12 protein-coding genes and 4 tRNA genes are annotated in these 12,636 nt (G+C 58.4%); 5 read left to right on the forward strand and 11 right to left on the reverse strand.

Going from position 1 to position 12,636, the window contains the following annotated elements; translation table 11 throughout:
• The 5 genes from BLV61_RS07710 to bamJ all read right to left on the reverse strand — a co-directional run bounded on the left by BLV61_RS07710 (position 1) and on the right by bamJ (position 2,694).
• On the reverse strand, positions 1–408 hold the full coding sequence (locus tag BLV61_RS07710; protein ID WP_047531724.1) for an SEL1-like repeat protein: 408 nt from the start codon (positions 406–408) through the stop codon (positions 1–3).
• Positions 409–780 (reverse strand): hypothetical protein, encoded by a 372-nt coding sequence (locus tag BLV61_RS07715; protein ID WP_003223109.1) that lies wholly within the window; start codon positions 778–780, stop codon positions 409–411. It lies immediately after the preceding gene.
• The gene (locus BLV61_RS07720) at positions 777–1,118 is read right to left on the reverse strand and encodes a helix-turn-helix domain-containing protein (protein WP_047531735.1); all 342 of its coding nucleotides are present in this window, start codon (positions 1,116–1,118) and stop codon (positions 777–779) included. Before BLV61_RS07720 ends, BLV61_RS07715 begins: the two co-directional genes overlap by 4 nt.
• A 114-nt stretch (positions 1,119–1,232) precedes the next feature.
• Complete coding sequence (locus BLV61_RS07725) at positions 1,233–1,688, reverse strand: YkvA family protein (protein WP_047531738.1); 456 nt, start codon at positions 1,686–1,688, stop codon at positions 1,233–1,235.
• 292 nt (positions 1,689–1,980) lie between these two features.
• A complete protein-coding gene (gene bamJ, locus BLV61_RS07730; protein ID WP_047531749.1) occupies positions 1,981–2,694 on the reverse strand; it encodes a BamJ family beta-barrel-assembly machinery protein in 714 nt (237 codons plus the stop codon).
• Positions 2,695–2,962: 268 nt separating this feature from the next.
• On the opposite strand from bamJ, the gene BLV61_RS07735 reads away from it, so the two are divergent.
• Both BLV61_RS07735 and BLV61_RS07740 read left to right on the forward strand, forming a co-directional pair.
• Positions 2,963–4,765 (forward strand): di-heme-cytochrome C peroxidase, encoded by a 1,803-nt coding sequence (locus BLV61_RS07735; protein WP_090469805.1) that lies wholly within the window; start codon positions 2,963–2,965, stop codon positions 4,763–4,765.
• A 28-nt stretch (positions 4,766–4,793) separates the two neighbouring features.
• On the forward strand, positions 4,794–5,930 hold the full coding sequence (locus BLV61_RS07740) for a catalase family protein (protein WP_090463991.1): 1,137 nt from the start codon (positions 4,794–4,796) through the stop codon (positions 5,928–5,930).
• Positions 5,931–6,150: 220 nt separating this feature from the next.
• Here the strand turns inward: BLV61_RS07740 and BLV61_RS07745 are convergent.
• From BLV61_RS07745 to BLV61_RS07760, 4 genes are all read right to left on the reverse strand, one after another.
• Positions 6,151–6,227: transfer RNA gene (locus BLV61_RS07745), tRNA-Asp, on the reverse strand.
• A gap of 15 nt (positions 6,228–6,242) precedes the next feature.
• A tRNA-Val gene (locus BLV61_RS07750) sits at positions 6,243–6,318 on the reverse strand.
• 199 nt (positions 6,319–6,517) lie between these two features.
• Positions 6,518–6,594: transfer RNA gene (locus BLV61_RS07755), tRNA-Asp, on the reverse strand.
• Positions 6,595–6,613: 19 nt separating this feature from the next.
• Positions 6,614–6,689 (reverse strand) — tRNA-Val (locus BLV61_RS07760).
• Between the two features lie 160 nt (positions 6,690–6,849).
• On the opposite strand from BLV61_RS07760, the gene rdgC reads away from it, so the two are divergent.
• The 3 genes from rdgC to sugE all read left to right on the forward strand — a co-directional run bounded on the left by rdgC (position 6,850) and on the right by sugE (position 9,315).
• On the forward strand, positions 6,850–7,770 hold the full coding sequence (gene rdgC, locus BLV61_RS07765) for a recombination-associated protein RdgC (protein WP_008060875.1): 921 nt from the start codon (positions 6,850–6,852) through the stop codon (positions 7,768–7,770).
• 145 nt (positions 7,771–7,915) lie between these two features.
• The gene (locus BLV61_RS07770; protein ID WP_047531756.1) at positions 7,916–8,881 is read left to right on the forward strand and encodes a bile acid:sodium symporter family protein; all 966 of its coding nucleotides are present in this window, start codon (positions 7,916–7,918) and stop codon (positions 8,879–8,881) included.
• Positions 8,882–9,000: 119 nt separating this feature from the next.
• Positions 9,001–9,315, forward strand: coding sequence for a quaternary ammonium compound efflux SMR transporter SugE (sugE, locus tag BLV61_RS07775; protein ID WP_047531759.1), 315 nt, complete (start codon positions 9,001–9,003; stop codon positions 9,313–9,315).
• A 123-nt stretch (positions 9,316–9,438) separates the two neighbouring features.
• On the opposite strand, the gene BLV61_RS07780 is transcribed toward sugE, so the two are convergent.
• On the reverse strand, positions 9,439–11,313 hold the full coding sequence (locus BLV61_RS07780) for an MFS transporter (protein WP_090463994.1): 1,875 nt from the start codon (positions 11,311–11,313) through the stop codon (positions 9,439–9,441).
• A 94-nt stretch (positions 11,314–11,407) separates the two neighbouring features.
• Entirely contained in the window at positions 11,408–12,559 is a 1,152-nt protein-coding gene (locus BLV61_RS07785; RefSeq protein WP_090463997.1) for a TDT family transporter, read from the reverse strand.
• Positions 12,560–12,636 lie beyond the last annotated feature (77 nt).

Below are 12,636 nucleotides of genomic sequence, written 5' to 3' on the forward strand. Positions count from 1 at the left end.
CTATAGCCCGTCATCTCGAGCCGCCAGCTCTTTGAGCTTGAGTTCGGCCAGCGGATGCCCGGCCTTCGCTGCAATGCTCCAGAATCGCGCCGCTTCAGCCGGGTCCGGCGCCTTGCTCGGCGTCCCGGCGAGGCTGATCACCCCGACCTGATACGCCGCTTTGCCATCACCCGCCAATGCCGCCAGGCGCAGCAAGCGAATGCCCTCTTCGCGAGCGCCCAGACCGACGCCGCGAAAGGTCAGGATGTGGCCATAGAAGCTCTGAGCGTCGACATCGCCCAGGTTAGCCATACGGGCGAACTGGCCTTCGAGCCAACTCCAGCCACGCGGCTGTCGCACGAACCATTGCCAGTGAAAAAGCCGGCGTGCCAGCCAGTAACTGACCTGCGCCTTGAGTCGGAAAAACACTCAGGCCTCCGCCGACTCGGGGTACTCGTACTCGAACACGCGCACCACTTCCGAGGCATGCCAGGACGCGGCCGCGACGCCATCGGACGGCCCGGAAAATCGCCCGAGGCGCTCGACGCATTCAAAGAAACCGGTACGTGGCAGGCGGCTGGCGCCCTGGCTGATCACCAGCGAACTGCGCAGCGGTTGTTCGGCTTTGGCATCCAGTGCCGCCAGATGCTCGAGCGCGGCAGTCAGGGTTTGCATGGCGGGCGTTGGAAGCTGCAAACGCTCCAGCAATGCCCGATAGGTCAATAGATGACGCTGACGGCGCGCCTGATCCAGCTCGCCCAGCAATCCGTCCCAATGTTGACGACTGATGCGTACGCTCACGATTCATCCCTCCACCCTGGCACCGTCAATTCCCAGGCCAGGCTTCGGCGGATGGCCGCGTCGGGCAGACGCTCGCCACTTTCGATCATGGCCAGATAAGACGGGCTGATGCCTACCGTGCGGGCCAGCGCCTCGATGGCGATGCCCTTCCCTTCGCGCAAACTGCGTAGTTGATCAAGACCTGGAAGAATCGGGTCCTGGGTTGTCGCAAGCGGCGCTGCGGCCGGACGCGACGGTGCTTCGTTAATGCCTGCTGCTTTCAGTAGAGCCTGATACTGAGCCCACGGCAGAACCGCATATTCGGGCTCGCCTTCGCGTGTAATTATCTGAATATCCATGACTACCCCGTAGGACAACAACACTTAGCGAGTCGGCACTTTTCCCTAGAAGTGTAATCCTAACAGCGGCCAAGGTCGCGGGGGGTATCTATCTGTGGCTGAGATTGAATCAGTTCAGTTCTTTTTCGGCCCCTGAAGCTGAAGTTGTTCAGGGGTGTCGGGCAGGCGTTCGACCACGGCAAGCTTCTCTGGCATTTGACGTTTACGCCATTCGCGAAAAGCATTGAGTTCGTCATCGAGGACTTTCATCAACCAGGCCAGTACAGCGATGTCATCCAGCATGCCGAATACCGGAATGAAATCCGGAATCGCGTCCACCGGGCTGAGAAAATACATCAGGCCCGCCACGACCGACACCAGCGCTTTAGGGCTGATAGCCCGATATTCACCGCGCCAATAAGCCAGGCATAGTGCCTGCAACAGGCCCAGATCATCCTTGAGTTTGCCCAGCCGATTGCCTTGACTGGCACCTTTGCTAGCCACCGCGAACAGCAAGGTCGGCAAACGACCACGAGCAAGCAGTCGTCCGGCCAATGGCAGGAAACGAGCAAAATTCCAGGGTGATTTCATCACGCCTCCCATGTAAATGTTATCCACACAAATTGTGGATAACCTTGTGAACAGAGCCGCTTTTCGTGGCTGAAAGCCCCGTTTCATAAGGGCCGAACTCAGATCGGGCGTTTTTTACCCATCTAAAAAAACCCAATATTTCATTGACTTGGCGATCTGGCGAGGTTAACGCCGCTCCGACAATGTCTATGACTCCAGCCTGCTGCATCTGTTCGCTTTGTTTACCCGCGCCACACACCAGATGCAACAACGCCCCGCATTAGCGAGGCGTTGTTGTTAGAGCGGACGCTGATTACTTGGCAGCGTCTTCTTTTGCTGGATCCTTGATCCCCAGCAGTTCCAGGTCGAACACCAGCACCGAGTTGGCCGGAATCGCCGGGCTTGGGCTTTGTGCGCCGTAAGCCAGTTCGCTAGGAATGTACAGCTTGTACTTCTCACCGACGTGCATCAGTTGCAAGCCTTCAACCCAACCCGGAATCACGCCGCTAACCGGCAGATCGATCGGGCTGCCGCGCTCGACGGAGCTGTCGAAAACGGTGCCGTTGGTCAGCTTGCCGGTGTAGTGGACAGTCACTACATCAGTCGGCTTTGGCTGAGCGCCATCGGCTTTCTTGACGACTTCGTACTGCAAGCCCGAAGCGGTGGTCACGACGCCGGCTTTCTTGGCGTTTTCTTCGAGGAATTTTTTGCCGGCGGCTGCCGACTCTTCGCTCATCTTGGCCATACGTTCTTCGGCACGCTTTTGCAGCGCTGCGAAGGCTTCAACCAGCTCTTCATCTTTCAGTTTCTGTTCTTTCTTGCCGACGGCATCTTCGATGCCCTGGGCTACGGCTTTGGAATCCAGGTCATCCATGCCTTCCTGAGCCAGGCTCTTGCCCATATTCAGGCCAATGCCGTAGGAAGCCTTTTGCGCCGGGGTTTTCAGCTCTACGCTGGTCTGCGAGTCGCAACCCGCAAGTACCAGGCTAACCAGGGCCACCGCCGCCGCCAACCGATGCTGTTTCATGCTATTTCCTTGTTCATGCGCCTAAAGGGCAATCGAGTAAAGCCGCGAGCTTATCAGGCGGCCACGACCAATGGCTACCGGCATGAGAGCCGGAAATTTTGGATAAGTTCAGGTGTTTAAACGCTTTTCGGAGTGTAGATGATGAAACTTCCGTCATCAGACTTTCATAGACGCCGTTCTGCTACCTCACAATGTCTGGCGTAATGGCCACTTGCCGCCGATCTGGCACTGAGGCATAAAAGAATAATAATCGACAAGGATGTTCATCTTGCGCCTCTTCTTCCGTTTGCTGATGCTGATCGTAATCCTGGTCGGGCTGTGTCTGGCCGTGGTCCTGTATTATGTCGCCAACCCGAAACTACCGGCCTGGTCACCTGCGCAACAGGTGCATTACCTAGACCAATGGAGCGATACCGACCGTCAGACCTACTACTTCACACCTCAGGGCACGCAGGTCAAAGGCCTGCACTACGATTGGTTCACGGCGCTTGAGCTGCCCTTCTCGCAGCAACGATTCGCCTCTCCTGAATACCTCGCACGCTTCGGCTTTTTAATCGATCCCAATCAGAAACCCACGCCGAACAACCCCGGAAATCTTCCGGTGGGCTTTGCCCGGCACAAAAATCCCGGAAGCGCGGATACGTTTCTGGATATTACCTGTGCCGCCTGCCATACCGGGGAACTGCGTTTCAAAGGCCAAGCCGTGCGCATCGATGGCGGTTCGGCGCAACATGTCCTGCCCTCGAGCGTGCCTACACTACAAGGTGGCAGTTTCGGACAAGCCTTGGTAGCGAGCCTGGCAGCGACTTATTACAACCCCTGGAAATTCGAACGTTTCGCACGTCAGGTGCTGGGGCAGGATTACGACGCCCGGCGCCAGCAACTGCGCGACGAATTCAAAGGCTCGCTCGATACTTTCTTGAAAGTGGCCTGGAACGACACCCATCGCGGGCTCTACCCGACTGAAGAAGGGCCGGGGCGTACGGATGCTTTCGGGCGCATCGCCAATGCCAGTTTCGGCGATGCCATTACCCCCGAAAATTATCGCGTAGCCGACGCCCCGGTGGACTATCCACAGCTATGGGATATGTGGACATTCGACTGGGTGCAATGGAACGGCTCGGCGCAGCAGCCCATGGCTCGCAATATCGGCGAAGCCTTGGGTGTAGGCGCCACGCTGAATTTTTTCGACCGTAATCGGCAACCGCTCAAGGGCGATGATCGTTACCCTTCCAGCGTCCGGGTGCGTGATTTGCATCTGATCGAAGAAACCCTGCAACGGCTCGCACCGCCCGCCTGGCCCGAAGAACTGTTGGGGCCCATCGACAAACCCTTGGCCGCAAAAGGTCGCGCACTGTTCAGCGAAAACTGCGCCGGCTGCCACGTCCCGCGGACGACTCAAGGCGAAGGACGATATGTGCAACACCTGAAAATGCTCCCGGTGGAATACATCGGCACCGACCCCGGCGCTGCCAACAACATTGCCAATCATCGCTTCGACCTGACGGCGCTGCAGTGGAGTCAAACCGACCTTGATCAACTGGATGTCGAACCCAAACCTGAAGCCCCCCTTGATCTGAGCCAGATGTCGGTGGCCAAAGGGCTGGCCTATGTCACAGCGTTTGTGGAAAACCGGGCCTATCGCGAGGCCGGCATCACACCCGCCGAGCGACCTGAAATGGATGGATTCGGCTTGCCGATCGGTGTTCGCGAGTTACGCGCCTACAAGGCCCGGCCATTGGCGGGGGTCTGGGCGACAGCGCCGTTCCTGCACAACGGCTCGGTGCCAAGCCTTTATCAATTGCTTTCGCCTCAGGATGAACGCTCAACCACCTTTTACAAAGGCACGTTCGAGTACGACCCGAGGCACCTGGGCTATCGCACCGAAGCCTTTACCAATGGCTTTGTGTTTGACACGCGCATTACCGGCAACCACAACAGCGGCCACGAGTTCCGCGCCGGCAAGCTTGGCAACGGCGTGATCGGCCGACTGCTGCAACCACAGGAGCGCTGGGCACTGCTGGAGTATCTGAAGGTGCTGGGCGGCCCTCTTGAGTCGCAATTGCCATGACCCTCGCCCTTTGCAAAAGGATTTCTGCATGCTCATGACCCTCTGGCTGCGCCTGGGCGCATTTCTCGGCAAGACGCTGCTCTGGCTGCTGGGTCTTGGGCTGCTTGGCTGGGCGCTGATCACCGCGTGGTTTGCCTGGCAACACCGCGGCCCCGTATCGGCGCAAGAGCTGATTCCGGACGGCGAAGCGGCAATGACTCAGGACATCATCCAGACCGCCGTGCGCATCGTCGACCAGCACCGCGATAACACCCGATATCTGCGCGATGCTCATGCCAAGGCCCACGGCTGCGTTCAAGCCGAGGTCAAAGTGCTGCCGGACCTGGCGAACGATTTACGTCAGGGTGTGTTCAGCGAACCGGGCAAAACCTGGCAAGCGACGATGCGCCTGTCCAACGGCAATGCCTATCCGCAGTTCGACAGCATCCGCGATGCCCGGGGCATGGCGATCAAGCTGCTCGATGTGCCGGGCAAACAACTGCTGAGCGATCAAACACATCGAAGCGAACAGGACTTCGTGATGTTCAACCACCCGAACTTTTTCGTCAGCGATGTCGCCGAGTATCGTCAAAACGTCGCCGCTCAGGCCGACGGCAAAAAAATCATGGCCTTTTTTCCGGGTTGGGACCCGCGCACCTGGGAGGTTCGTCACCTGTTTATTGCGCTGAAGACCCTGTCACCCGCGCCGCCGAGCCCGACCCAGGCCATGTACTTTTCAGTTTCGCCTTACAAATTCGGTGAAGCCAACGCCAAGTTTCGTGTAATGCCCGACCCGCAAAGCTGCCCGCCCTACAGCTTGCCTGCGCAAAACCAGAAATTGCCGAACTTCCTGCGCAATGCGCTGAACCAACAGCTGTCGACAGATCGGGTACCTGCGTGTTTCGTCTTGCAGATCCAGCGCCAGGACGCAAACAAGTACATGCCGATCGAAGACACCAGTATTGAGTGGAGCGAGAACGATGCGCCCTTCCAGACCGTGGCACGCATCAACGTGCCTGCACAGGACTTCGACACGCCTGCGCTGAACCTGCAATGCGACAATCAGTCGTTCAACCCATGGTTTGGGCTTGAGGCTCATCGTCCTATCGGCGGCATCAATCGGTTGCGCAAAGCCGTTTACGAAGCCGTCAGCGATTACCGACACGCCCGCAACGCCGAACAGTAGGAGCGAGCCTGCTCGCGAAAAACCCGAGAACACCACGGGGGGAGCAGATTTGCAGCTTTATCCTTGACGACCATCGTCGGAACGCCGCCCGGAGCACGTTCGCTCTTACCATCGAAGGGCCGATTCGCCGCAGGAAAAGCCAAATTCCAGACAGCAAAAAGCCCGCATTGAGCGGGCTTTCTGTGGTGACCTGGCGTTCAGTGTTCCAGGTTACCGAATATGGCGCAGCGGACGGGACTCGAACCCGCGACCCCCGGCGTGACAGGCCGGTATTCTAACCGACTGAACTACCGCTGCGCGTAGCGTTGAAAGTGGTGGGTGATGACGGGATCGAACCGCCGACATTCTGCTTGTAAGGCAGACGCTCTCCCAGCTGAGCTAATCACCCTTTACCTTCGTTGCGGGACACATTATGCCACAGGTTTTTATAAAGTGTTGATTTAATTGATGTTTTTTTCAAAAAAATCTAAAAACCGGTGAAACGATGCAACCCACAGGAACAACATACAAACTTGGGGCAGAAAAAAGCCCGCATCAGCGGGCTTTTCCGTGGTGACCTGGCGTTCAGTATTCCAGGTTACCGAATATGGCGCAGCGGACGGGACTCGAACCCGCGACCCCCGGCGTGACAGGCCGGTATTCTAACCGACTGAACTACCGCTGCGCGTAACACTGAATGCGAATGGTGGGTGATGACGGGATCGAACCGCCGACATTCTGCTTGTAAGGCAGACGCTCTCCCAGCTGAGCTAATCACCCTTCACGTTCGGTGTGGCGCGCATTCTACGGAGCGACCCTACCTCTGGCAAGCACTTTTTTAATTAATTTTTTCATGCCTTCCAAAGGCTTAGAGAAGGGTTGGCCTATGGCACCGCGAGGACAATAATGCCTCCCTTTGTATAAAGGAGAGACTCACCCCATGTGGTTCAAGAACCTGCTTATCTATCGCCTGACCCAAGATCTGCCTGTTGATGCCGAGGCGTTGGAAACTGCACTGGCCACCAAACTGGCGCGTCCATGTGCAAGCCAGGAGTTGACCACCTACGGTTTCGTCGCGCCGTTCGGCAAGGGCGAAGATGCACCGCTGGTGCACGTCAGTGGCGACTTCCTGCTGATCAGCGCCCGCAAGGAAGAACGTATTCTGCCAGGCAGCGTCGTGCGTGACGCGGTCAAGGAGAAGGTCGAAGAGATCGAAGCCGAGCAAATGCGCAAGGTCTATAAAAAGGAACGCGACCAGATCAAGGATGAAATCATCCAGGCCTTCCTGCCGCGCGCCTTTATCCGCCGCTCCTCGACCTTCGCCGCCATCGCGCCGAAACAGGGCCTGATCCTGGTGAACTCGGCCAGCCCGAAACGTGCCGAAGACCTGCTGTCCACCCTGCGTGAAGTGATCGGTACCCTGCCGGTGCGCCCGCTGACGGTAAAAATGTCTCCGACCGCGACCATGACCGAGTGGGTCACCACCCAGAAAGCCGCGGACGATTTCTTTGTGCTGGACGAGTGCGAACTGCGCGACACCCACGAAGACGGCGGTATCGTGCGTTGCAAGCGTCAGGACCTGACCAGCGAAGAAATCCAGCTGCACTTGAGCACTGGCAAAGTCGTCACTCAGCTGTCGCTGGCCTGGCAGGACAAGCTGTCCTTCGTCCTCGACGATAAAATGGTGGTCAAGCGCCTGAAGTTCGAAGACCTGCTGCAAGACCAGGCGGAACAGGACGGTGGCGACGAAGCCCTGGGTCAACTGGATGCCAGCTTCACCCTGATGATGCTCACCTTCGGCGACTTCCTGCCGGCGCTGGTTGAGGCATTGGGTGGAGAAGAGACTCCGCAAGGGATCTAAAGTCTGGTGGTTTTACTGTGGGAGCGAGCTTGCTCGCGATGACGGACTGACATTCAACATTAATGCTGACTGACACCGCGCCATCGCGAGCAGGCTCGCTCCTACAGGGGGGCTTCTGCTGCTACTTAATAATAAGGATCAAGCCATGCGCGCACTGGCTGCATTGAGTCGCTTTGTCGGCAACACCTTCGCTTACTGGGTACTGATATTCGCCGTGGTGGCGTTTCTGCAACCGGCATGGTTCATCGGCCTGAAGGGTGCCATCGTGCCGCTGCTGGGGTTGGTGATGTTCGGCATGGGCCTGACCCTCAAGCTCGAAGACTTCGCCGAAGTCGCTCGCCATCCATGGCGCGTGGCCCTGGGCGTGGTCGCACATTTCGTGATCATGCCCGGCGTGGCGTGGTTACTCTGCCAGGCGTTCCATCTGCCGCCCGAAATCGCCGTCGGCGTGATCCTGGTCGGCTGTTGCCCAAGCGGCACCTCATCGAACGTGATGACCTGGCTGGCACGCGGCGATCTGGCCCTGTCGGTGGCCATCGCCGCCGTCACCACCCTCCTCGCCCCACTGCTGACGCCGGCATTGATCTGGCTGTTGGCCTCGGCCTGGTTGCCGGTGTCGTTCATGGAGCTGTTCTGGTCGATCCTGCAAGTGGTGCTGCTGCCGATCGTACTCGGCGTCGTTGCCCAGCGCCTGCTGGGTGATCGGGTTCGCCACGCGGTGGACGTGTTGCCGCTGGTGTCGGTGGTCAGCATCGTGATCATCGTCACAGCCGTGGTTGCCGCCAGCCAGGCGAAGATTGCCGAGTCCGGCTTGCTGATCATGGCGGTAGTCATGCTGCACAACAGCTTCGGCTATCTGCTGGGCTACTTCACCGGGCGCCTGTTCAAGTTGCCATTGGCTCAGCGCAAGTCACTGGCGCTGGAAGTCGGCATGCAGAACTCAGGTTTGGGGGCAGCCCTGGCCAGTGCGCACTTCTCGCCACTGGCGGCGGTGCCGAGTGCATTGTTCAGCGTGTGGCACAACATTTCCGGGGCGTTGCTCTCGACGTATTTCCGTCGCATGAGCGAGAAGGAAGACCGGAAAATTGCGGCTCGGCAAGCCACCGATTGATCCACAAACTTGATCCCCGGGTTAATGCTGGGCACTATATTGCGCAACGCGAGGACGACCTCGCGGCTCAATCGAGTCATTAATCTGGGGACGACCCCGTCAATCGATGGAGGTCTTTGATGTCCTGGATCATTCTGTTTTTCGCCGGCCTGTTCGAAGTCGGCTGGGCAGTCGGCCTGAAATACACCGACGGTTTCAGCCGCCCTCTCCCCACCGCACTGACCGTTGCAGCCATGGGCGTCAGCCTTGGCTTGTTGGGCCTTGCCATGAAGGAACTGCCGCTGGGCACGGCCTATGCGATCTGGACCGGTGTCGGCGCCGTCGGCACGGTGATCGCCGGGATCATCCTGTTTGGCGAGTCCATGGCGCTGGTGAGGCTGGCCAGTGTGGCATTGATTATTGCCGGACTGGTTGGGCTCAAGGTCAGCGCGTAAGCCTCTGACGCCATCGCGGGCAAGCCCGCTCCCACAGGGTTTGTGTTGTGCCAAACACAGAAGGCACATCACCAATCCTTGTGGGAGCGGGCTTGCCCGCGATGAGGCCCGCGCGAACAACTTTTATCTAACGGCCCCGCGCAACTCCCCCACCAACTGCTGCAATCTGGCCGGCTCCGCCACCTCCGCTGCCACCGCTGGCCCGGCCACCAACGTCACCCGCGACCACAATCGGCGAAACAATCCTTTATTCGGATCGCGACTGAAGAAACTTCCCCACAAACCCTGCAAGGCCAACGGAATCACCGGCACCGGTGTCTCTTCGAGAATCCGCTTCAATCCGCCCTTGAACTCGTTGATCTCGCCATCGGCGGTCAGTTTGCCCTCGGGGAAGATGCACACCAGTTCGCCGTCCTTCAGATACTGCGCAATGCGCGTGAAGGCCTTTTCATAGATCTGGATGTCTTCCTGGCGCCCCGCGATCGGAATCGTCCCGGCCGTGCGAAAGATGAAATTCAACACCGGCAGGTTGTAGATTTTGTAATACATCACGAAGCGAATCGGCCGACGCACCGCCCCACCAATCAGCAAGGCATCGACGAACGACACGTGGTTGCACACCAGCAGTGCCGCGCCTTCATCAGGAATCAGATCCAGGTTGCGATGCTCCACGCGGTACATGGAATGGCTGAGCAGCCAGATCATGAAGCGCATGGTGAATTCGGGAACGATTTTGAAAATGTAGGCATTGACGCCGATGTTCAGCAGCGACACCACCAGGAACAGCTGCGGAATCGACAATTTGACCAGGCTCAACAAGACGATCGAGACAATCGCCGACACCACCATGAACAGCGCATTGAGAATGTTGTTGGCGGCAATGACCCGCGCCCGCTCGTTCTCGGGGGTGCGCGACTGAATCAGCGCGTACAGCGGCACGATGTAGAAACCGCCGAAAATCCCCAGGCCGAGGATGTCGATCAATACCAGCCAGGTGTGGCCAAAGCCGAGAATCTCGAGCCAGCCATGGCCCTCGACGCTGTCCGGAATCCCGCCGGAATGCCACCACAGCAACAAGCCGAATACGGTCAACCCGAAAGAACCGAATGGCACCAGGCCAATTTCGACTTTGCGTCCGGACAATTTCTCACACAGCATCGAGCCCAGGGCGATACCCACCGAGAACACCGTCAGAATCAACGTCACCACCGTCTCGTCGCCGTGCATCCACTCCTTGGCATAGGCGGGGATTTGCGTCAGATAGATCGCCCCGACAAACCAGAACCATGAGTTGCCGACAATCGAGCGCGACACCGCCGGGGTCTGCCCCAGGCCCAGCTTCAAGGTGGCCCAGGACTGGCTGAAAATGTTCCAGTTCAGGTGCATCTGCGGCGACGTCGCGGCCGCCCGTGGAATGCCGCGGCTGGCCAGGTAACCCAGGACGGCAATACCGACGATGGCCATCGAAACGATGGGCGCATAGTGACTGGACGACATCATGATCCCGGCGCCGATGGTCCCGGCCAGGATCGCCAGGAAGGTGCCCATTTCCACCAGACCGTTGCCACCCACCAGCTCTTCTTCGCGCAAGGCCTGGGGCAGGATCGAGTATTTCACCGGCCCGAACAGCGCCGAATGCGTCCCCATGGCGAACAGCGCCACCAGCATCAGCGACAAATGATCGAACAAGAAACCCACCGCGCCAACCGCCATGATGACGATTTCGCCGAGTTTGATCAGGCGGATGAGCGCATCCTTGGCGAACTTCTCGCCGAACTGCCCGGCCAGTGCCGAAAACAGAAAGAACGGCAGAATGAACAGCAGCGCACACAAATTGACCCAGATCGAACGATCACCTTCGATGGTCAACTTGTAGAGGATGGCGAGGATCAGTGACTGCTTGAAGATGTTGTCGTTGAACGCCCCGAGGGACTGTGTCACGAAAAACGGCAGGAAACGCCGTGTGCGCAGCAAGGTGAACTGTGAGGGATGACTCATCTTCCGTGTCCCTGATTCAGGTGTGAGTGGCGTGGATACATTTATTGGAATGTCGCACGTCGATCCAGGCCACACATTACCTAATCTTTGCCGGTTATTTCTTCAATCCTGCAATGCACGGCGAGACAAACAGCTCACCGCGCCAGGCGCCCTGCACGGTGCGTTTGGCGACGATCAGCCACATCACGGCCAGCAAACTCACCAGCACACAACCGAAGACACTGAAAAACGACAGGTGCAAAGTGCTGGCCAGTTTCAGCGTTGCCAGGGAATAGACGCCCAACGGAAAGGTGAACCCCCACCAGCCGAGGTTGAAAGGGATGCCTCCACGCAGATAGCGCAGAGTGATCAGCACAGCCATTAGCATCCACCACAGGCCAAAGCCCCACAGTGTGATCCCGGCGACCAGCCCCAGCCCGGCAGCGATCTCACCGATACCCGGCAAACCGTTGACGGCAAAAATGACCGGTGCATCGGCACCCAACAGCAACATGCCCAGCGCCCCCGTACCAATCGGCCCGAGTGCCAGCCAACTCGAAGCGGCCATGTTTTCGTGAGGCAGTTTATGCAGCGCCATGCGCAGCAACAGAATCGTCAGAATGCTGAACGCCACGGGCAGGGAAAATGCCCAGAGCACGTAGCTGGTCACCAGTACCACCAGTTGCGAGTGGGCATCGACCAGATGCGGCGCCAGCAGGCCACCACTGGCAGCCGCCACTTCCGCCGCCACCACCGGCAACAGCCAAACCGCGGTCATTTGGTCGATGCTGTGTTCCTGGCGGGTGAACATCATGTAGGGAATCAACACACCACACGCTAAAGACATCGCCACATCAAGCCACCACAACGCTTCGGCCACCTGGATCACGCCTTCGCCAAAACGCGGCAGGCCAAATACCAGAAAACCGTTGATGATGGTCGCCAGGCCCATGGGAATCGTGCCGAAAAACATCGAAACCGTGGAGTGGCCAAAAATCCGCCGGGCCTCGTTGAAAAACAACACCCAGCGCGCCGCGTACAAGGCTGTGAACAAGGCGAACAGAACGATGTTGAACAGCCAGACCACTTCGGCAAGAGCGCGTAAACCGGGACTGGCGACGGGCAATTGTGCCAACGCCAACGCCAGCACTCCGGTGCCCATGGTGGCGGCGAACCAGTTCGGGGTGAACTGGCGAATGACTTCGCGCGGGTGCTGCAGGTGGCTGAACGGCTTGATACCGGGCTTGAGGGTGTTGGGGCATGTCATGGTGAACTCCTGTCCTCGGGCGAGGTGGAACCCATCATAGATCCAGATCGAATATCGATATAACGGGTAATTTCTCT

Source organism: Pseudomonas mohnii (assembly GCF_900105115.1).
Taxonomy (GTDB): Bacteria; Pseudomonadota; Gammaproteobacteria; order Pseudomonadales; family Pseudomonadaceae; genus Aquipseudomonas; species Aquipseudomonas mohnii.

Coding starts and splice junctions, on each gene's coding strand:
- BLV61_RS07720 (WP_047531735.1), bottom strand. CDS start 1,118: ATGGATATTCAGATAATTACACGCGAAGGCGAGCCCGAATATGCGGTT.
- rdgC (WP_008060875.1), top strand. CDS start 6,850: ATGTGGTTCAAGAACCTGCTTATCTATCGCCTGACCCAAGATCTGCCT.
- BLV61_RS07725 (WP_047531738.1), bottom strand. CDS start 1,688: ATGAAATCACCCTGGAATTTTGCTCGTTTCCTGCCATTGGCCGGACGA.
- BLV61_RS07740 (WP_090463991.1), top strand. CDS start 4,794: ATGCTCATGACCCTCTGGCTGCGCCTGGGCGCATTTCTCGGCAAGACG.
- BLV61_RS07770 (WP_047531756.1), top strand. CDS start 7,916: ATGCGCGCACTGGCTGCATTGAGTCGCTTTGTCGGCAACACCTTCGCT.
- BLV61_RS07780 (WP_090463994.1), bottom strand. CDS start 11,313: ATGAGTCATCCCTCACAGTTCACCTTGCTGCGCACACGGCGTTTCCTG.
- bamJ (WP_047531749.1), bottom strand. CDS start 2,694: ATGAAACAGCATCGGTTGGCGGCGGCGGTGGCCCTGGTTAGCCTGGTA.
- BLV61_RS07785 (WP_090463997.1), bottom strand. CDS start 12,559: ATGACATGCCCCAACACCCTCAAGCCCGGTATCAAGCCGTTCAGCCAC.
- sugE (WP_047531759.1), top strand. CDS start 9,001: ATGTCCTGGATCATTCTGTTTTTCGCCGGCCTGTTCGAAGTCGGCTGG.